This is a genomic window from Parabacteroides provencensis (genome assembly GCF_900232875.1).
Lineage (GTDB): Bacteria > Bacteroidota > Bacteroidia > Bacteroidales > Tannerellaceae > Parabacteroides > Parabacteroides chinchillae.
In genome coordinates this window covers 1,055,794-1,075,065 of the sequence record NZ_LT960488.1, presented here as the reverse complement: position 1 = coordinate 1,075,065, position 19,272 = coordinate 1,055,794, and the positions used below count along the sequence as shown (strand labels likewise).

Below are 19,272 nucleotides of genomic sequence, written 5' to 3'. Positions count from 1 at the left end.
TTACTAAAAAATCGGCACATACACAAGTTTATCACTTGAATATATGCCGATGAATTTTAGATTCCATCAATGGAGAGATACTTTTTCAGTGCCCTCTTTCACAACGCGGGCTTTTTAGTTATTCATAAGCGAGTGTGCATTAATTTGCATTTATCTTTAAGTTGCTATATCCGTTGCCGTTGAAATAGATGGTGCGGTTGCCACCGTTATTTATTTCAGAGCGATAAGTTCTTTTATCTTCTTTCTCCGAAGAGGTGATGTTAAATCCTTTAATGCTGTAGTTCCCATATTTCATATTGTCGGCGCTTACTTTGAAGGCTGCTTTGGCAGGGATATTCAGATTCAGATTGCCGTATCTGGCGTTGACATTTACTTCCCTGAAGTTGGGCGACAATTCTTTTACCGTAAGTGAGCCGTAGCTCAATTCGTCTACAATAAGCTGGCTGGTTATAGCTTGGATGGTTCCTTCACTATATTTCATTTCCAGTGAAACACTTTCGATAGTTCCGGCCTTCAGGTTGCCGTATTTCTTTTCCAGAGATAGTTTTTTTACATCTTGCAGAGTAAGATTGGAATATTTGCTGTCTATGTTCAGCTCTTTGGCATTACCGATACTGACGTTGCCTGCATAGCCAACTTCCAGTTCTGCATTGTTCACATTGCCGATGGTCACATTACTATATTTGGCTTCCACTGTGAGCCCGGCTTTGAAATTTCCGGCCTTCAGGTTGCCGTATTTAACATGCAGATCGCATTTGCCATCGTTGCTGGCTGGCAAGTCAATGTTTCCGTACTTCTGCGTCAAATCTATGGCTAAACCATTTGGAATGTTGATATAGTAGTGGATATTGAGGCTGTTGTTTTCACCGTTTCCCCAGTTCCAGTTGCCTGAACTCTTAGCCAGGCTGGTGATGGCAGATACTGTATTACCGGACTTTTGCAGATCGATATTTACACGGTCCAGTTCTGTCTGGGCTCTGCTTTCATTGCTTGATTTCGATTCTATTACGATACGGAAGGCTACTTCTTTCTTACCCCAGTATGCGATAGTGATGTTACCATAGCGATTGTCTACTTGCAGAAGATCATTCATGCTTACGTTGAAAGATTTGTTTATCTCTTTTCGTTTTGTATATCCCTGATCTTTTGCTAAAGCCGGAAGACTGCATAGTAGCATTAACATGGCTACCAGGCATAGTGAATAGTTTTTTGTTTGTACTGAATACTTCATTTTATTTAAGTTTTTAATTGTTATCTATTTGCTACCCGCTACCTGCTCCATCTGCTTGAGCATAATGGAGAGTCCTTCCAGACTACTGTTGTAATGTTGTGTCATAGCATACAGTCCGTTATTGCTGCAGGGTAGAGTTGGCAGTACGGTTTGTTCGAACATGTAATTGTCTCGAAGCACTTGCTTTGTTGCTTGTAATAATTCTGACGTACCAGGTGTTTTGTCTTCTTTGTAGATTTCTTCCATACGTGCCATTACATCATTCATTTGCATGTTGTAGTAGATACGGAGTTCTTCTATTTCCTGTTTCTGGCAGTGTTGTGCAGTCTGTTGTTTGACAGGGTTGGGAATCGTGCTTCCACCGGGTATCCGAAGGATAAATAGCAAGGCAAAACAAGCAGCAGCAATAAAAGCACCGATCATGTATAGTTGCTTTCTTTTGAAACGTCTACCGGAGGAAGTTATTAGCTTCCGTTCGAAACGTTCAAAGTGTCCTTGGGGAAGCATGTCGTCGTTGAATGCTTCCTTATTGGCATCAATGAAATCTTTTAGTTTATCCATATTAATTAGCTCCTATAATATCTAAAAGTTTACGCTTGGCACGCAGGTATTGGCTGCGTACGCTCGGCGGTTGAATGTTCAGGATAGAGGCAATCTCTTCCATATCATATCCCTCAAAGAGGTAAAGAGAGAGGATTACGCGATAGCCGGCGGCTAGTTTTTTCATGCCTTCTTTTACCTGAAGGACGGTATAGTGGATTTGTTCTTCCACTTCTTTGTCATCGTCCGGTTGCTCGGCCATATTGTCCGGCAATTGTTCCCAATCGGGTTTTTGCCGACGTACGTAATCAATGGCAGTATGGATAGCTATTCTGTGTATCCAGGCTTCGAAACACTGACTATCGTGATACTGGTCGAGGCGGGAAAATATCTTCAGGAATGTATCCTGCATTGCTTCTTCCGCTTCTTCCTGATTGCCGGTGATTCGTACGCAGGTTATGTATAGCCTTTGTGCAAATTGCTTGTAAAGGGCGAGTTGTGAGGCTCGTTTCCCTTGCCGGCAACCTTCTATCAGATGTGCAGTAATTTCTTCCATTTGTTTATATAAACGAAGGCCGTATTTGTAACGTTGCATCAACGATACAAAATTATACAAAAAAAGAGAGGCATCATCCCGATGTCTCTCCTCCTGAACTAAATGATAAAAATAAAAGTTATGTGGGAAGGTTTATTCCAAGTTATCCATATCTCCTGTCATATTAATACTTTTGCTATTGTCAGAAGATTCTTGCTTATCGGAATTATATTCTAATGTATATTCTTTTTCTCCTTCAAATGTTTTTACGCGTAATGTTAATGTTACGGTTTTTCCATTTGTATCAGGCAAGCTTTCCATCCGGAAGCAAACAAGGCCTTCTGTGGATGTAACAGCCGGATCGAAATAGGCATTGTGACGGAATTCAAGCAAATAAGGATTCTTTTCATCCGGTTGTATTACGTTCACAAAGTGTTTTTTTGAACCGCCGTAATTCATACGGAACAGGATATTCAGGAAATTGTCGGAAATCCAGATGTCTTGTTTGGGATTTTTGATGGAAACAGGGTCTGTACCATAGACAGAATCGTTTTCGTCCCCCAGGTTTTTTGCTATATCTTTTGTAAGAATGTCGGATATCCCGTTAATTTTGATAGAGTGAGAATAGTTTCCGATAGAATCACCTAAAATTGTGTAATTTACCCACGCTCTCTGTCGTTCTTTTGCTTCGTAATGAATATAGATCGGGGCTGCCGGCCATAAAGTAGAACCATCGTCTGTCCGTAAATAAAAAGAATTGTCGTTAATGGGCACTACGGTGGCGGGTTCTATCCAGAATTTATCCAGTGAGTAACCGTCATCATCCAGACAGGAATGAAATGTAAGTGAAGTTAAAAAAACTCCTGCAACAAATAAAATTGATTTCAACGTCTTCATACCTTTAGTATCATTACAATGTTATTTCTTCGTTTGTATAAGGAAAGATGAATAACTGTAATAAAATGCTGCATAAGGCGTTAATAAAAGATGTTAATGCAGAAGTGAGTGATAAATTAGTCGTGCTGTCCTCTCGGATGCTCCGGGCTTTCCGAGTATCCGGATTACTTCATCGTAACCATCCAGCATCTTTTGACGATACTCTTTATTTTGTAAAATCCGTCCTAATTCTTCCTGGATTTGCTGCCGGGAAAAACGTGCTCCGAATAATTCTTGTACCACTTCCCGCCCGGCTATCAGATTTACTAATGAAATATATTTTGTATGGAAAAAATGGCGGAAGATGAAACTTGCCAGTTTACCGGCCGGCGTATAATAGCAAACAACTTGCGGTATGCGAAAAAGCGATGTTTCCAGTGTTGCTGTTCCAGAAGTTACCAAAGCGGCTTTGCTATGTTGCAGAAGCGGATAAGTTTTTCCGAAAATGATTTTTACCGGATGATTGCCCGTATAGTTGTTATAAAAATCAGGGCTGATACCAGGAGCTCCTGCTATTATCGGTTGATAATCTGGGTAGGAGGCAGCTACATTTAACATAGTGGGGAGATTGTCTTTTATTTCTTGCCGCCTGCTGCCGGCAAGTAAAGCTAGGATTGGTTTATCGTTCAGGTTTTCTTCTTTATAAAAAATATCACGGGAAACAGCCTTTTGTTCCATATATAGGGCTACTGAGTCGACAGACGGATTGCCTACATAATCTACTGTATAATTGAGCTTATGATAGAATTCAGTTTCGAAAGGTAGTATGCAGAACATCTTATCTACGTACTTTCTGAAATCTTTAATGCGATATTGTTTCCAAGCCCAGATTTTAGGAGATATATAATAGTAAACAGGTAAGTGTAGCACTGTTTTTACAAATTTGGCAATCTTCAGGTTGAAACCCGGATAATCGATCAATATTACCACATCCGGCTGATAGCGGCTGATATCTTCTTCACATGTCTGCATGTTTTTTAATATCGTACGCAGGTTGAGCAATACAGGGATGAATCCCATAAATGCCATTTCGCGATAATGCTTTACCAGAGTACCTCCAACGGCTTGCATAAGATCCCCTCCCAGAAAGCGGAAATCCGCTTCTTTATCTTGTTCTTTCAGTGCAGCCATCAGGTTGGAAGCATGCAGGTCCCCGGAAGCTTCACCGGCTATCAGATAATATTTCATATAAAGAAAAGAATATTATAATTCCCAATTATTGAGGGTAGATATGAAGTCATAATCTGTAACATCTATCTTACATGGTACGAGAGATGCATAGCCGCTGTTCAGCGCTAACATATCATTGTCCGGATGAATGGGTTGATTGCTTTTAAATTCTCCGGTAAGCCAATATACAGGATTGCCGCTTGCATCTTCCGAGCGTTTGAATTCTTTAATCCATCTACCGTCAGCCTGGCGACATACTTTTAATCCTAAAACATGTGAAGTTTTTGGAACATTCAGGTTGAGATATGTACCATGTGGAAGTCCTTCTTTCAACACGCGCCGGGCAAGCATACGTGCCAGACGGCAACTTTCCGAAAAATCGGCGTCGGCAGCATGGTCTAATAATGAAACGCCTATTGACGGTACGTCGAAAATACATCCTTCGGCAGCAGCTCCCATCGTTCCCGAATAGTTTACACAAATGGCCATGTTGCCTCCGTGATTGATGCCGGAAACAAGCAAGTCCGGTTTTCTGTCCAGGATTTCGTTAATGGATAGTTTAATGCAGTCAACAGGGGTACCCGAGCAACTATAGATTGTCAATCCTTCTTCCTTTTTTAGCAATGTATATTTAATAGGAACGAGTGAAGTAATAGCACTTGCCATACCAGAGCGTGGACCGTCCGGTGCAAACACAATAATGTCTCCCAGGTCGCGGAGACAAACAATCAGTTCATTAATGCCTTTTGCCAATACGCCATCATCATTTGTAATTAAGATAAGCGGTCTTTCTTTTGTCATATTTATTGTTTTATTTTATATTTACTGCAGGGTCATGCAAAGATAATGCTTACTAAGCAAAATCCCCCTACTCCTGTAAAACAAAAAAACGAACTCATAGTTATGACTTTTTAAAATCATAACTATGAGTCAAAAAAATTATAGTTGTATTTATTGGGAATGCTTTTATGACGCATGGTAAGTCATTATTTTATCATCCTCTTGGAGGCCCCATTCTTCTATGGCGACCGGGGATCTGGACATCTTGCATTGAGCCGCCTCCCTTAAAGATACTGAAACGATAAATAAAGTGTACCATGAAATAACTACTTAAAGTGTTATATTCCGTATCCTGGATATAGTTGGCCGTAACCGAGCGTGAAATGTTGCTGCGTTGCTGCAGAATATCATATATTTTGAAACGAAGGGTTGCCTGTTTGTTTTTCAGGAAGGTTTTTGATGCCGAAGCATTCCATAGCACTTCTTTTTGCTGAAAACCGTCGGCATATCCTGAATTGGTAGACCAGTTTATATCACTTTCTATTTTAAAATCGAGTGGCAGGTAAACAATCGTATTACCTCCTACACCATAGTTGAAGGTGTTTTGATCCTTTTGCCCTTGTAATGAGTTTGTTGTTCCGTTGTAGCGGATATTACCATTTACTCCCAGATCAAGATAAGCCGAACGGAAGTCTATACCGCCGCGTTCGGAAAGAATCAGGTTTTTGTTCGTGTTTTTTTCTTCGTTGATAAATCCGTTATTGTTGGCAAATGATCCCATTGTCATCGAGTTGATAGAAAAACGTTTATTTCGGAGCGGAGTATTTATCATGGCGCGGATATTTGCGCTGTAATTACCGTTTACGTTTTCGTAAGTCGTAACTTTTTTACCACTGTTCCCTTCGTATGTAGAATAAGTGACAATATCGTTTACGATATAACTGGCATTTGCCATTATCATGAAAGCACGTTGCTTTTCCGGTACAAATTTTTGAAAACGAACCGACAGATTATTTGTATAACGAGGATTCAGATCCGGGTTACCTATGATTGTGTTCAAAGGATTACTAATGTCTGCTACAGGCTGTAACTGGGTCATGCTGGGCTGGCTTGTCCGTCCGCTATACGTGATGCGCAAGTTTGTACGTTTGTCAAACATATAGTTAAACTGGGCCATGGGAGATAAGTTTACAACACTGCGTGACAGATTGGAAAAAGTACTGTCTCCTACAAAATTTTCGCTACTGGAATAAGACGGATCTAAGTTTAAACCGATCGTATAATTGTATTTTTTGCGTTGTGATTTGAAGCTCAGGCTTGCTCTTTGATTGATGAAGTTATTACGGTAACTTTTGCTGTAAGCGGTGTCGAGTACTGTGTATTCATTGTTCTCGTCAATGGTGTATGAGTTTTTCAGAGATTCTTGCTTACGCTGGCTGATGCTATAAGTTAATTGGATAAAATTGTTGTGTCCTATAGGTTCTACCCATGATAAGTAGGCACGGTAGTTGAAGCCTTTGTTGTCGTACCGGAATTTCTGGTCGATGATTTCATCTTTTAGATCGGGTTCCAGCTGATAATATTGAGTAGAAGATTGATTCATTCCTTGGTTATAGGAGTCACTAAGCCCTCCCGATATAGAAGCACTAAACACGCGGCCTTTACTGTTTAATTTGCGACTGAACTCCAATCGGGCATTCAAATTATGCCCTTCACCATCGGAAAAATAGTTGGAATTTCCCACATTTACGGTATCCATATTTCCGGATAAAGTATGAAAATTTCCACTTTCCCAGTTATGACTGTTACTATAGCTGAAGTCGGGAGTAAATATGATTCTGGTAAGAGTATCCGGCTGCCATTCCATGCGGAAATTTATGCCGAAATTATCATTTTTTGTATTACTCCGGTTCTGTTCGTCATAATAAGAGCTACTATCGTTAGGCAGATAATTTTGTTGGGAACTTTTGCTGCTGGCTTCATTGTCGGAATGGGAATACCGTGCATTGCCTCCTAATGTCATCTTTTTATTAAATTCTTTACTGAAATTTAATCCGGCATTGCCCGAAGAGGTAATACCATTTCCTGCTCCGCCACGACCAAATCCCCGTCTGCCTCCACCTCCCATGTCTGCAAACATGGTGGAAGCAAGATCTGAAAACCCCATGTTATTTGTATTATTTATTCCCCCCATGAAAGTAATCTGATCATTGTTGATGAAACGGTTTACCATAGCATTACCTTCGTATCGGTCTTTACTGCCGTAACCGGCAAACGCGTTACCAAACCAGCCCTGTTTCATGCCAGGTTTTACAGTCAGGTTGATAACAGTCTCCTCTTCTCCGTCATCAAATCCGGTCATTATGGCCATATCGCTTTTCTTATCCAGAACTTGTACCTTATCTATCATTTTGCTGGGTAAATTTTTAGATGCGACTTTTGGGTCGTCGGAAAAGAACTCTTTCCCATCTACCATCACTTTCTTCACTTCTTTACCATTGACGGTTATTTTCCCGTCGCTGTCTATTTCAACACCAGGCATCTTTTTTAGCAAGTCTTCAAGTACAGAACCTTCGGTCACTTTATAAGAATCTGCATTGTATTCCATGGTATCGTTGCGGACAACAACTTCCGGGGCTTTGCCTATAACAACTGCTTCGCCCAATTGAATACTTCCGTCGTTTAGTGCCAGTTTCCCTACATTAACCGGATTTGTTTTCCCCGTAATACGCAGTGGTTGATATAAAGGATCATAACCAACAAAGGTAATGTGTAATAAATAGTTTCCGGTTTTGATATTTTTCAAGGTAAAACTACCATTATTTCCGCTGACCGTACCACGAACCAATGCACTGTCTTTTACACTTAGCAAACGGATGGTTGCTTGTTCTACAGGTTCATTCGTGCTTTCTTCCACTACGACCCCATTAACATTTACTCCCGAATTCTGTGCTGAAAGAGACAGTGAGAGGAGTATCAATACCATCAAAATGAGGTATTTTCCCGATTTTATCATAAACTTGTATCCTTTAGTTCTAAATAAGTCTGAGAAAAATAGACAGTCTCTGTTTATATTAGTTTAATGTTTAATTGTTCTATTTGATATAATTAACAATAAGTCGTATCTTGCCGTCAATTACGGGAGACTCGTTTTATGCAAAGTGAATTGATGTTGTTAGCCGAATTAAGAAGGGGAAATAAGGAGGCTTTCTCTATTTTATTTACTTCTTATTATAAAGATTTGGTCCGGTTTGGAGGAGTTTTTCTTTCGAACAAGATGGTTTGTGAAGATATCGTTCAGTCTGTATTTCTTAATTTATGGAATGATCGTGCAAGCCTGGAAATAACCACATCACTAAAATCTTATTTATTGACTTCCGTTCGCAATAGATGTATGAATGAGATTCAACACCGGAACATAGTGCAGGAACATGCTTCTGATATGATGTCTAATCCGGTGCTGGATGAAATTAATACGGAAAATTATGTGTTGTTTTCCGATCTGCAAACTCATTTCCTTTTGGCATTACAACAAGTTCCTGAAGCGTTTCGGTTACCTTTTGAAATGAACCGTATGCAGGGAATGAAGTATAAAGATATTGCTATACGGCTGAATGTATCGGAGAGGACTGTAGAGGTGCGAATAAGTAAGGCGCTGGAAATGTTACGTACTTTATTGAAAGACTTTTTGCTTTGTCTTGTATGCCTATTGAGGTTACTCTGAATTTTAATTATAAATAACGTTGTTTTAATGTGGATACTACTCTCTGAATTGTCTTATTTATAGTAAAACAGAATATGGAACAATCAGAAAAACAAATAGAAGAATTGGTCATTGCTTATTTTTCCGGCGTGGCTACTCCGGAGGAGATAACTATGCTAGCTGCATGGGTAAAGAAAAATCCTGAAAATAAACGGCATTATGAACAATTACAAAACTTATGGCAGTTATCAAATCCGCAGTTTTTAGTGACTGATGATGATTTGGAAAAGGCTCATGCTAAAGTAATGGGTAAACTGTCATTACAGCCATGGTATCTAACTTTATATAAATACTGGCAGCAAGTTGCAGCAGTTTTGCTATTGCCTTTACTGATTCTTTCCGCTTATTTTTATTTTAGAAATGATGCGGGCGAGAATTATGTTTCTTATCAAAAAATAACTGTGCCGTTTGGAACCTATTCGCAAATAAATTTACCGGACGGGTCAGTGGCATGGTTGAATGCGGGTAGTACGTTAAAATTCCCGACAGTTTTCAAAAATGGAGAGAGGAGTGTGTTTTTATCGGGCGAAGCTTTTTTTGAAGTGGAATCGGATAAAGAAAACCCTTTTATTGTAGCAACTGATCTGTTAAAAGTGAAAGCTACCGGGACGGCTTTTAATGTCGAGGCCTATAAAAAAGAGCCTGTTGCTGTAACTATGGTAAGAGGTAAAGTACATGTACAGTTGAATAACGAAGCAGATAAAGTCAGTTTGAAACCAGGAGAGCGGTTGCTGTATGGAGACGTAAATAAATCCTTTGAAATAACGGAAACAGACCCTTATAAATGGTACGCATGGAAAGATGGCAACCTTATCTTCAGGGATGACTCTCTTTCTTATATTTTAAAGAAAATCGGTCAGATTTATAATGTAGATATTACGATCCGTGACCCTGAAATAGGAATGCAGCCCTATAGAGTAACATTTGAGAAGGAATCGTTGCCTGTTATCCTTGAATTGATGAAGCTTACGGCTCCGATTGATTACAAAGTGTATGAACCGAGAAAATCTTCGGATAATCGTTATAATAAAACACATATCGAATTTTATAGTGTAAAAAGAAAGCCATAGCATTTAATTTTTAAATCATATAAATATGAAAAAACTGATTGTTGGGGCAGCCTTTTTGTTGGTTGCATCTTTTCTCTCATTTATGTTTGCCGGGGAGCCGGTTCGGGTTATTGTGTTTGGTGCCCACCCGGATGATTGTGATATTTATGCAGGAGGTACGGCGGCTTTATTTTCAAAAATGGGGCATAAGGTGAAATTTGTTTCTCTTACTAACGGAGATAAAGGGCATCACCAAATGCAACCGGAGGCCTTGGCTGTTCGTAGAAAACAGGAGATGCAAGAAGCAGCCCGTAGTTTGGGCATTGTTTATGAGAATCTGGACAACCATGATGGAGAATTAATGCCGACATTAGAAAACAGGAAAGCGGTTATTCGCATGATCTGTGATTGGAAGGCTGATATTGTGATAACACATCGCCCTAATGATTATCACCCGGATCACCGTTATGCCTCGACAATTGTACAGGATGCTGCTTATATGATTTCTGTACCTTTAATGGTTCCGGGAGGCGAACCTTTGTTAAAAGCTCCGGTCTTTTTATATATGCATGATAATTTTCAGAAACCAGCTCCGTTCTCACCGGATATCGTGATCGACATAACTCCTGTGATTGAACAGAAGTTGGATGCAATTTGTGCCCACGAATCGCAGGTATATGAATGGTTGCCTTGGAACGGAGGGTATGAAGAAGATGTACCTGCGGATGTAGCAGGCAGGAGAAAACTTGTAGCTGATCATTTGTTGAGAAGGAAAATGTCTGATAAATATCGTGAACCGGCTCTTAAATGGTACTCTCCGAAGCAGGTGAAAAATATCTCTTATTTTGAAGCTTTCGAGATTTGTGAATATGGAAATGAGCCTGATAAGGAAGAAGTCCTGCAGCTATTTCCGATGTTACCCAGATAGTATTAATATAAGTTAATCAAGCCTTTTCTAATGTGGAAGAATTTTTGTACGCTGTCTTATTTATAGAGATAAGAGAATATAAATTTTAACCTTAAAAACGAATGGATATGGAAAAACTGAACAGCGGATAAATTTAAATTTCAGTTGATTCTAAATATAAAAGGGAAGGTCTGGTACACCTCCCCTTTAGATCATTTAGTTTCAAAAATGTGCATAATAAACCTTATTTTCTAACTAAACATACAAAAATATGAAATCTTGTTCGATTAAGGAAATCACAGGGCATTTTTTTGCCTCGAAAACATTTCTGGTTATGAGAATATGTCTAATACTATTGATTTGTTGCGTGATGCAATCTGTGGCATCAACCTCTTACTCCCAAGTAACAACACTGACAATGAAGCTGAATGATGTTTCTATCGAGGAAGTGTTGGATCAGATAGAATCCCAAACAGAATTCCGTTTTTTATACAATAAAAAGGTGGTAGATGTAACGCGCAAAGTAGATATTTCCGTTAAGAAAGAGAATGTAACCGAAATATTGAATACTTTATTTAAAAATGGAAATATTTCATACGTAATTAGCGATCGCTATATTGTTCTAAAAGATAAAGTTGAAAAAAAAGATATCCAACAGAAACAAAAGATAACCGGTAATGTCTCTGATAAAAGCGGAGAGCCTGTTATTGGGGCGAATGTGGTAGTAAAAGGTACAGCCAATGGTGTAATAACAGACATTGACGGTAATTTCTCGATAGAAATACCAAATAGTAATGCGATTCTGCAAGTATCCTATATAGGATATAAACCACAAGAGGTACCAATTAATGGAAAAAATAGGATAGATGTTGTGCTAGCTTCCTCTATAGAAGAATTGAACGAAGTGGTAGTCACGGCTATGGGCATCAAACGTGAGAAAAAGGCATTAGGGTACGCTATGCAGGAGATAAAGACGGATAATTTGATTGAAAATCGTTCGGAGAGTGTGTCTAATATGCTGCAAGGAAAAGTGGCGGGAGTGCAGATTTCACAATCAGGTACAGGAATGGGAGGATCGACGCGTGTAATCATGCGTGGTTTAAGTTCGCTAAGTGGAAATAACCAGCCTTTATGGGTGGTAGACGGGATTCCGATTAGTGATAATATGCAAGGGGAGGCGAACGAATGGGGAAATCCTGATTATTCCGGTGGAGCGTCCGAAATTAATCCGGAAGATATTGAGAGCATTTCGGTATTGAAAGGAGCCAATGCTGCTGCATTGTATGGTAGCCGTGCCCAAAACGGAGCGATTCTTGTGGTGACTAAAAAAGGAAAAATAGATCAGCCTTTAACTATAGAATATAATGGAAATGTAAGTTTTAGTACCCCTTATGAATCTTATAAATTGCAGAATATATACGGTCAGGGTAGTAACGGGCAATATTCGATAGATGCAAAGGGAAGTTGGGGACCGGAAATGGATGGTAGTATGACAGTCCCGAACTGGAGAAACAGTATTTACGGAGATGATCGTTATCAGCCATATGCTATGACTTCGCAAAATAGTCAGATGATGGATTTTTATCGTACTGGAGTGAATTATAATAATAGTGTCTCTTTGGCTGCCGGAGGCAAATCTTTATCGGGACGTATGGCATATTCGGATTCCAGAAATAATGGTGTCACGCCTTCTCATAATTTAACTCGCCAGTATATTGATGCCAACCTTAATTTTTCGAACCAATGGTTGCAGGTTGGGATGAAAGCTAATTATATCCGGCAGAAAGGACGGAATCGTCCGGATCAGGGAGAGTATGGTATTGCCAACCAGTTTATAAAAATGCCAAGAAGTATCCGTACTGTCGATTTGGAAAATCCGGAAGGCTTGGATGGAAATCCTGTAAATTGGAGCGGAGCCAGTAATGAATACATTAATCCATATGCTTATTATTATAAAGGGAATGGTAATAAAGATGTCATGAACCGCTTTATCGGCCAGATAAATGCTTCTATAATTTTCACCGACTGGTTGCGCCTGAACGGTAAGGTTGGTTTGGACTGGTATGATACCGACCGGAGAATAATGATGCCGTTTTCATATAATTCGGGCAGCAATCAATATACGATTTATACAAATACATTTCAGGAAATAAACTCGGATGTTATGCTTAACTTTAATAAGACATTCGGTGATTTTTCTCTTATGGCAAATTTGGGTGCAGCTTTCCGTGCGGAAACGAGTAAAGTACTGAATGCGCGTTCCGGACGTTTTACCGTTCCTGGCTTAGTTGCTATATCTAACGGCGGGAATAAAACGGTGGAAGAAGGCTTCAGTAAAAAAGAGGTTCATTCTGTTTTAGGCAATGTGCAGTTCGGATATAAAAGTATGGTTTATTTGGATTTAACCGGGCGTAATGACTGGTCTTCTACTTTACCATCCGATAACTGGTCTTATTTCTATCCTTCTGTTAGTTTAAGTGGGATAATATCGGAGATGGTTAAATTGCCGGAACAGATTTCTTTTCTGAAGATTCGTGGTTCATGGGCAAAAGTGGGTAATGACACAAGTCCATATCGTCTGTATCCGGTGTATGGAGTATATACAATTATTACACCCGTATTGGGTTCATCTGCCCCGAACGGATTTCCGTTGGCTACATTGAAACCGGAATCAACCAACTCTTATGAAGCTGGTTTAGACTTACGTATGTTTAGTGGAAGAATAGGTTTGGATTTTACGTATTATAATTCAAAAACTACCAATCAGATATTGGGAATATCGGTGGCTCAGTCTTCCGGTTATACTACGAAGTTAATCAATGCCGGAGAAATGGCCAGCCATGGTGTCGAGTTGATGCTTAACTTTATACCTGTTCAAACCAAAGATTGGCAATGGGATGTAAATTTGAATTGGGGTACGAATATGTCTCGTTGTATAAAATTGGATCCTACGGTGAAACGTTGGGATATGGGAGGTGTACGCATTGGTAACGTTGTTGTCCGGGAAGGTGAAAAATTTGGCGACATTATAGGAAAAGCTTATGTTCGTGATGAGGTTGGCAACATGAAAATTAATGCTGATGGCTTGCCAATTTTTGAAAGCGATAAGGTAATTGGCAATATGATGCCAGACTGGACAGGGTCTGTATCTACTACTCTTCGTTGGAAAGATGTGATATTTAATATGTTGATTGACATAAAACATGGTGGTGATGTTGTGTCTGTAACAGATGCATATGCCTGTAAATTGGGTAATTCGGAACGGACGTTAGCACATCGTGATGGAGGATTGGTTGTGAAGGGTGTCAGTGTGGATACCGGCCAGCCTAATACTGTAGCTATTACTTCTCAGCAATTTTATGAAACAGTGGGAGGCCCGGACGGTGTTGCCGAAGAATTTTTATATGACGGTTCGTATGTAAAAATGCGTGAAATGTCTGTCGGTTGGAATTTACCTAAAGCATGGATCGATAAAACTCCATTGAAAAGTGTAAAATTTTCACTCGTTGGGCGCGATTTGTTTTTTATAAAGAAAAATACGCCGTCAAATCCGGAAGGAGCCTTTTCACGTAGCGATTATGCACAGGCATTTGAAATTTCATCTATGCCGCCGACAAGAAGTTTTGGCTTCAATTTGAATGTTAAATTTTAAATCGAATTGAGTTATGAAAAATAAAATAAAAAATATATTTACTATAGGTTTGTTTGCCTGCTTGTTGTCTGGCTGTACAGATTCATTTGTGGAATTAAATAAAAACCCGTTGGCATCTTCATCACTTAATCCTGAATTGGTATTTCCTTTTGTTACATGGAAAGTTACGAATATAGCTTGGGATAATTACCAGTTGGGCGATCAATTGGGGGTTGCTTTATATGCTCAATACATTGCAAATACATCAACGGGTTATAGTGTGGACCGTTATGTGTATGAAGACGCTTACCCTACAGGAGGTTTGTGGGGGCCTCACTATACGGGAGTTATGAAAAATATAAAAATGGTAGGTAGCCAGATAACCGAAAACCCGCATTCAGTCCAGACTTATCAACTAATGCGTATCATATTGGCTTATTCTTCGGCTAAGATGACTGATATATACGGAGACATGCCCTATTCGGAAGCTGGAATAAATATCGAACAACCAAAGTATGATAGTCAAAAGGATATTTATAATGATGTTTTCAAAGAACTGCGTGAAGCTGTTGAAGTTTTGCAAAGCGGATTGAAAGGCCAGAATGCACTAGGCAATTCCGACTTTATTTATAATGGAGATGTCTCTAAATGGATAAAGTTTGCCAATTCAATTCGTCTCCGGTGTGCGATACGTCTCTCTTTTATAGATCCTGAAAAAGCACGCCAGGAAGGTGAGGCGGCTTTGGCTGCCGGAGTTATGTCTTCAATAGATGATGGTGCAACCTGTATGACAAATAAAGATGATTGGAATAGCTTGGGGTATCCGTTAATTACGATCAGTCATTGGGGTGAGTTTAGGGTGAGTGCTACATTGGTCGATATTCTGGAAAATACGGGGACGGTGGTTGATCCCCGTGAAACACTTTATATAGGAAAAACGAAATTGTTTGTAACAGAAGGAAAAGGAGACGCTTACAAAGGCGTTCCAAACGGACTGCCGGCAGATCAGTTGGCTATGCCTGGCTACACATTGGATGAAAATTCGAATGTACATGGAATGATGTTTTTCCCTAACTGGAATACAGCAGGAGTAGATCCTACAAGTGTCTGGATTACCAAACGCTATCCGGTAATGCGCTATTCGGAAGTCTGTTTCTTGAAAGCTGAAGCTGCTCTTCGCGGGTGGAATGGAGCCGGAAATGCCAAAGATAATTATGAAGAAGGTATCCGGACTTCTTTCGCAGAATCAAGAGATGGTATAGATACCAAGCTTTTAGATCTGACAAAAGATGAGACGTATATAACGACGGGAAACGTAGCCTGGGATGTTTCCGGTGATTTTGAGTCGAACCTGAAAAAGATTATAACTCAAAAATGGATAGCGCTATATCCGGTTGGTGCCGAAGCTTGGGCTGAGTTTCGCCGGACAGGGTACCCTGATTTGAAACCGATTGTCAGATGTGATGATTCGAATATCAAACCCGGAGAATTTATTAAGAAAATATATTATCCCGATGAAGAACGGCGTATTAATATGGCTCATGCTACCGATAAAAGCCTGAATAACGGCAAAGGTGACGGAGGCCATGTTCGTGTTTGGTGGGATACAGGTAGATGTAAATAAAGTAGTACGTTAAATACAATCTGATATAATATGAAAAATTTGATTCCTGTCTTAGTGACATGTATGTGTATGATGAGTGCTTGTTTGCCTTCGGGTAAGAAAGAAACAACGAAAGTACCAGTTAATAATGCGTTGACTCAAGACGTTTTTATCCCAGAAGACCATGGATATAAGTTAGTTTGGGAAGACAACTTTGATGGAACAGAATTGGATACGGCCAAATGGAAATGTCGTCAAACCGGTCCTCGGCGTATTGGATATAACGATCCGTCTATGGTAAAGGTAGAGAACGGTAATCTATTACTTATGTACGACATTAAGAAAGATAGCGTTCTGGCGAGTATGGTTGGAACAGGTGAAACTTATATGACGACTTATGGTTATTTTGAATGTCGTGCCAAACTACAAAAAGGTGATGGGCCTTGGGCTGCCTTTTGGTTCCAGTCTCCACAGATATCAAATGGAGAAGATCCGGGTAAGTTTGGTACCGAAATAGATATTTTCGAGTACTTCAAAGGGTTAGGTGCTGATACGTTGACACATTGCTTGCATTGGGCTTATGGACCTAATCAGAAATCGAGTGGTCAGATGACCAGTTACCTGGAAGGACTTTCCGAAGGGTTCCACACGTTTGCTTTGGAATGGACGGATCAGAAATATTCGTTTTTTATAGATGGATTGAAATATCATGAGCAGACTGTCGGTATTTCTAATATTGACGAATATATGATTCTGAGTATGGAGATTCCTGCAACTTTGGAAGGTATAAAGAATGCTTGTGCTCCGGATACGTTTATGGTAGACTATGTAAAGGTTTATAAGAGGTAAGATTGTATGAGGTGCAAATATTTGTCTGGGTTATTTTTACTTTGTGTACTTTGGGCTGGGAATTTATTTTCCCAGCCTTTGGCAAAAGGCTATAAACAAACGGATATTTCGGATATGGTCTTGATTTATCAGGGAGGGGCACATCGTATGGATTGGACAGCCGATCAATTTTTGCCTTATGTTGTCCACCAGAATGCGGATGGCAATAAAAACTGGTTATTCGATGGCTTTTTATTTCTTGAATTTAAGGATGGTAAAGGCCGTTGTTATGCTTCCCGTTATGAGAAACTGCCGGCCCGGAAGCAAGAATGGATTTGGTTGATGGATCGTGTTTTTGAGAAAGGTAAATCGTTGTATGCATTGAACGAATGTATTCAATCGCAGGTTAAAGAAATTGGAACTCCTTCTTTTCGCCATAAAGTTGTAATAGGATTACCGGAGCCAATTCCTGATCAGAAAGATTGGGGAACATTAGATGGACAGTCTTTGGATTTTTCGAATGATGCCGATAAATTGAAAGCTTGTCGATGGTATATTGACGAATTGACCAAACGTTTTAAAGAAGCAGGATTTGCTAATTTGGACTTGGCTGGTTTCTATTGGGTATCGGAAGATATAGTTACAAGCAAAGCACTTACTGTTCCTATCGGAGATTATATACGCTCTAAAGATTTCTTGTTTTACTGGATTCCATATTGGAATGCGATGGGATATAGCGATTGGAAAGAATTAGGATTTGATGTGGCTTATGCACAACCGAACCATTTCTTTGAAGCCTCTATACCAGATCAACGGATTGACGAAACTTGCCGTTTGGCACGTACTCATAATCTGGGACTTGAAGTAGAGTTTGATGAACGTGTATTTGCTGGTCAGAAAGATTCCTTTTATGATCGTTTGGTTGCTTATTTGGATCGTTTTGAGAAAAATGGGGTTTATGACGATGCCGCTATTGCTTATTATGAAGGAGGAGGGGCCATATTGGGTTTCTCAAAATCTTCCAATCTCAAAGATAGGGCATTAATAGACCGGCTGGCTTCTTTAGTTTGGAAGAGAAGGCAGATAAGTAAGATTTCGGGTCCTATTATCGGCTTGGATAGTTCGATATGGAAAGTAAAGCAGCAAACACCTTATATTGTTAGTACGAAAGGTTTACTCGAAAAACAATATGGACGTATAGAGGTGAAAGCGAAGTTGCTTTCCGATAATCCCGATGTAAAAGTATCGGCGCGTCTCAAGCCTGTAAAAGGATTGTATGGCCCAGGGATACAAAGTGGAGAGATAACCCTGTTGGAGTATGATGGTAAGTATCCGGATTGTATAAAAGGTGGAATTTTTTCCAAAGAATTAAATTGGGAGACGGGTAATAAGAAAGGAGCTACACTTCCTGTTCTTAATTTGTCGGGAGATTACCATTCTTTTATTTGTGAATGGACGGCCGGAAATATAAAGTTATATGTTAATGATGTTTTGTTTTTTTCTATGGATGACGACTTTAACGGAGATACAGAATATTGGCCGTTTAATCAGCCTTTTTATCTGGAAATAGAAATACATTCCCAAGCTAAAGAATCTATTTTGAAACTTAATAAAGTGTCATTTGATTAGTTATGGTAAAAACGGAAGACAGGCAGGACTTGTCATAAATACATAAAGAGAGGAAGATAGTCTTTTAGTTTGATCCGGAGTATTTTTAAAGATTGTGAAATTCGATACTCCACCGTTTTTATTGAAACGCCGAGAGTCTTTGCGACCTCGGCGTTTGTTTTTTCACCGAAACGACTTAACGTAAATGTCTCGCGATAACCTTCGGGTAGTTCATTAATTGCATTTTGGATGTTCTGGCTCAGTTCGTTTATGAAATAATAATCCGGATTTTCAAATTGGTCTTTTAGTTTTTCGTAGAGTATGGAATGTATTCTTTCATGATAGATTTGTTTTTTTATAGCATTCAGACAACGATGTTTGGCGGAAGTAAACAAGTAGGATTTTAATGAATTTTCGATGACGAGTTTTTCTTTTGTTTCCCAAATAAATAACATAAGGTCTTGAATTAGTTCTTCTGAATCTTCATCAGGGATGTACTGTGAAGCAAATTCACATAAAGGTGAGTAGTACTTCACAAACAACTGTTTGAAAGCATCTTTATTTCCCATCCTCATTAATTCCAATAATGATGCGTCTTCCATACGTATTAGATATACTTTTCCCAGTAAGGCAAAGGTAATTTTTTAATTGTAAAAACAAATGAAACTACATAAAATCAAAAGAAAAAGAA

The 19,272-nt window shown here is 39.4% G+C and carries 15 protein-coding genes; 7 read left to right on the top strand and 8 right to left on the bottom strand.

Features of this window, described 5'->3' with window-relative positions; genetic code table 11:
* Positions 1-139 precede the first annotated feature (139 nt).
* The 7 genes from CTY47_RS04790 to CTY47_RS04760 all read right to left on the bottom strand — a co-directional run bounded on the left by CTY47_RS04790 (position 140) and on the right by CTY47_RS04760 (position 8,205).
* On the bottom strand, positions 140-1,231 hold the full coding sequence (locus tag CTY47_RS04790) for a DUF4097 family beta strand repeat-containing protein (protein WP_099463646.1): 1,092 nt from the start codon (positions 1,229-1,231) through the stop codon (positions 140-142).
* 24 nt (positions 1,232-1,255) lie between these two features.
* Complete coding sequence (locus CTY47_RS04785; protein ID WP_099463645.1) at positions 1,256-1,792, bottom strand: hypothetical protein; 537 nt, start codon at positions 1,790-1,792, stop codon at positions 1,256-1,258.
* 1 nt (position 1,793) lies between these two features.
* Positions 1,794-2,327 carry an RNA polymerase sigma factor gene (locus CTY47_RS04780; protein ID WP_099464081.1) on the bottom strand — a complete coding sequence of 178 codons (534 nt, stop codon included), beginning with the start codon at positions 2,325-2,327 and terminating at the stop codon, positions 1,794-1,796.
* A gap of 132 nt (positions 2,328-2,459) precedes the next feature.
* A complete protein-coding gene (locus tag CTY47_RS04775) occupies positions 2,460-3,203 on the bottom strand; it encodes a NigD1/NigD2 family lipoprotein (RefSeq protein WP_099463644.1) in 744 nt (247 codons plus the stop codon).
* 93 nt (positions 3,204-3,296) lie between these two features.
* Complete coding sequence (lpxB, locus tag CTY47_RS04770; RefSeq protein ID WP_099463643.1) at positions 3,297-4,430, bottom strand: lipid-A-disaccharide synthase; 1,134 nt, start codon at positions 4,428-4,430, stop codon at positions 3,297-3,299.
* A 15-nt stretch (positions 4,431-4,445) separates the two neighbouring features.
* Entirely contained in the window at positions 4,446-5,213 is a 768-nt protein-coding gene (gene surE, locus CTY47_RS04765) for a 5'/3'-nucleotidase SurE (RefSeq protein WP_099463642.1), read from the bottom strand.
* Between the two features lie 193 nt (positions 5,214-5,406).
* The gene (locus tag CTY47_RS04760; protein WP_099464080.1) at positions 5,407-8,205 is read right to left on the bottom strand and encodes an outer membrane beta-barrel protein; all 2,799 of its coding nucleotides are present in this window, start codon (positions 8,203-8,205) and stop codon (positions 5,407-5,409) included.
* A 141-nt stretch (positions 8,206-8,346) separates the two neighbouring features.
* On the opposite strand from CTY47_RS04760, the gene CTY47_RS04755 reads away from it, so the two are divergent.
* The 7 genes from CTY47_RS04755 to CTY47_RS04725 all read left to right on the top strand — a co-directional run bounded on the left by CTY47_RS04755 (position 8,347) and on the right by CTY47_RS04725 (position 18,602).
* The gene (locus CTY47_RS04755) at positions 8,347-8,916 is read left to right on the top strand and encodes an RNA polymerase sigma-70 factor (protein ID WP_099463641.1); all 570 of its coding nucleotides are present in this window, start codon (positions 8,347-8,349) and stop codon (positions 8,914-8,916) included.
* Between the two features lie 74 nt (positions 8,917-8,990).
* Positions 8,991-10,025, top strand: coding sequence for a FecR family protein (locus tag CTY47_RS04750; protein ID WP_099463640.1), 1,035 nt, complete (start codon positions 8,991-8,993; stop codon positions 10,023-10,025).
* A gap of 25 nt (positions 10,026-10,050) precedes the next feature.
* On the top strand, positions 10,051-10,932 hold the full coding sequence (locus CTY47_RS04745; protein ID WP_099463639.1) for a PIG-L deacetylase family protein: 882 nt from the start codon (positions 10,051-10,053) through the stop codon (positions 10,930-10,932).
* 313 nt (positions 10,933-11,245) lie between these two features.
* Positions 11,246-14,563, top strand: coding sequence for a SusC/RagA family TonB-linked outer membrane protein (locus CTY47_RS04740; RefSeq protein ID WP_233202087.1), 3,318 nt, complete (start codon positions 11,246-11,248; stop codon positions 14,561-14,563).
* 13 nt (positions 14,564-14,576) lie between these two features.
* The gene (locus tag CTY47_RS04735) at positions 14,577-16,166 is read left to right on the top strand and encodes a SusD/RagB family nutrient-binding outer membrane lipoprotein (RefSeq protein WP_099463638.1); all 1,590 of its coding nucleotides are present in this window, start codon (positions 14,577-14,579) and stop codon (positions 16,164-16,166) included.
* Positions 16,167-16,196: 30 nt separating this feature from the next.
* The gene (locus CTY47_RS04730; RefSeq protein ID WP_099463637.1) at positions 16,197-16,994 is read left to right on the top strand and encodes a glycoside hydrolase family 16 protein; all 798 of its coding nucleotides are present in this window, start codon (positions 16,197-16,199) and stop codon (positions 16,992-16,994) included.
* A gap of 6 nt (positions 16,995-17,000) precedes the next feature.
* Positions 17,001-18,602 (top strand): DUF4855 domain-containing protein, encoded by a 1,602-nt coding sequence (locus CTY47_RS04725; RefSeq protein WP_099463636.1) that lies wholly within the window; start codon positions 17,001-17,003, stop codon positions 18,600-18,602.
* A 32-nt stretch (positions 18,603-18,634) separates the two neighbouring features.
* Here CTY47_RS04725 and CTY47_RS04720 read toward each other — a convergent pair whose 3' ends face one another.
* Positions 18,635-19,183, bottom strand: coding sequence for an RNA polymerase sigma-70 factor (locus tag CTY47_RS04720; protein ID WP_099463635.1), 549 nt, complete (start codon positions 19,181-19,183; stop codon positions 18,635-18,637).
* Between the last annotated feature and the right edge of the window lie 89 nt (positions 19,184-19,272).

Coding starts and splice junctions, on each gene's coding strand:
- CTY47_RS04740 (WP_233202087.1), top strand. CDS start 11,246: ATGAGAATATGTCTAATACTATTGATTTGTTGCGTGATGCAATCTGTG.
- CTY47_RS04750 (WP_099463640.1), top strand. CDS start 8,991: ATGGAACAATCAGAAAAACAAATAGAAGAATTGGTCATTGCTTATTTT.
- CTY47_RS04785 (WP_099463645.1), bottom strand. CDS start 1,792: ATGGATAAACTAAAAGATTTCATTGATGCCAATAAGGAAGCATTCAAC.
- CTY47_RS04725 (WP_099463636.1), top strand. CDS start 17,001: ATGAGGTGCAAATATTTGTCTGGGTTATTTTTACTTTGTGTACTTTGG.
- lpxB (WP_099463643.1), bottom strand. CDS start 4,430: ATGAAATATTATCTGATAGCCGGTGAAGCTTCCGGGGACCTGCATGCT.
- CTY47_RS04735 (WP_099463638.1), top strand. CDS start 14,577: ATGAAAAATAAAATAAAAAATATATTTACTATAGGTTTGTTTGCCTGC.
- CTY47_RS04745 (WP_099463639.1), top strand. CDS start 10,051: ATGAAAAAACTGATTGTTGGGGCAGCCTTTTTGTTGGTTGCATCTTTT.
- CTY47_RS04730 (WP_099463637.1), top strand. CDS start 16,197: ATGAAAAATTTGATTCCTGTCTTAGTGACATGTATGTGTATGATGAGT.
- surE (WP_099463642.1), bottom strand. CDS start 5,213: ATGACAAAAGAAAGACCGCTTATCTTAATTACAAATGATGATGGCGTA.
- CTY47_RS04755 (WP_099463641.1), top strand. CDS start 8,347: ATGCAAAGTGAATTGATGTTGTTAGCCGAATTAAGAAGGGGAAATAAG.
- CTY47_RS04790 (WP_099463646.1), bottom strand. CDS start 1,231: ATGAAGTATTCAGTACAAACAAAAAACTATTCACTATGCCTGGTAGCC.
- CTY47_RS04775 (WP_099463644.1), bottom strand. CDS start 3,203: ATGAAGACGTTGAAATCAATTTTATTTGTTGCAGGAGTTTTTTTAACT.
- CTY47_RS04720 (WP_099463635.1), bottom strand. CDS start 19,183: ATGGAAGACGCATCATTATTGGAATTAATGAGGATGGGAAATAAAGAT.
- CTY47_RS04780 (WP_099464081.1), bottom strand. CDS start 2,327: ATGGAAGAAATTACTGCACATCTGATAGAAGGTTGCCGGCAAGGGAAA.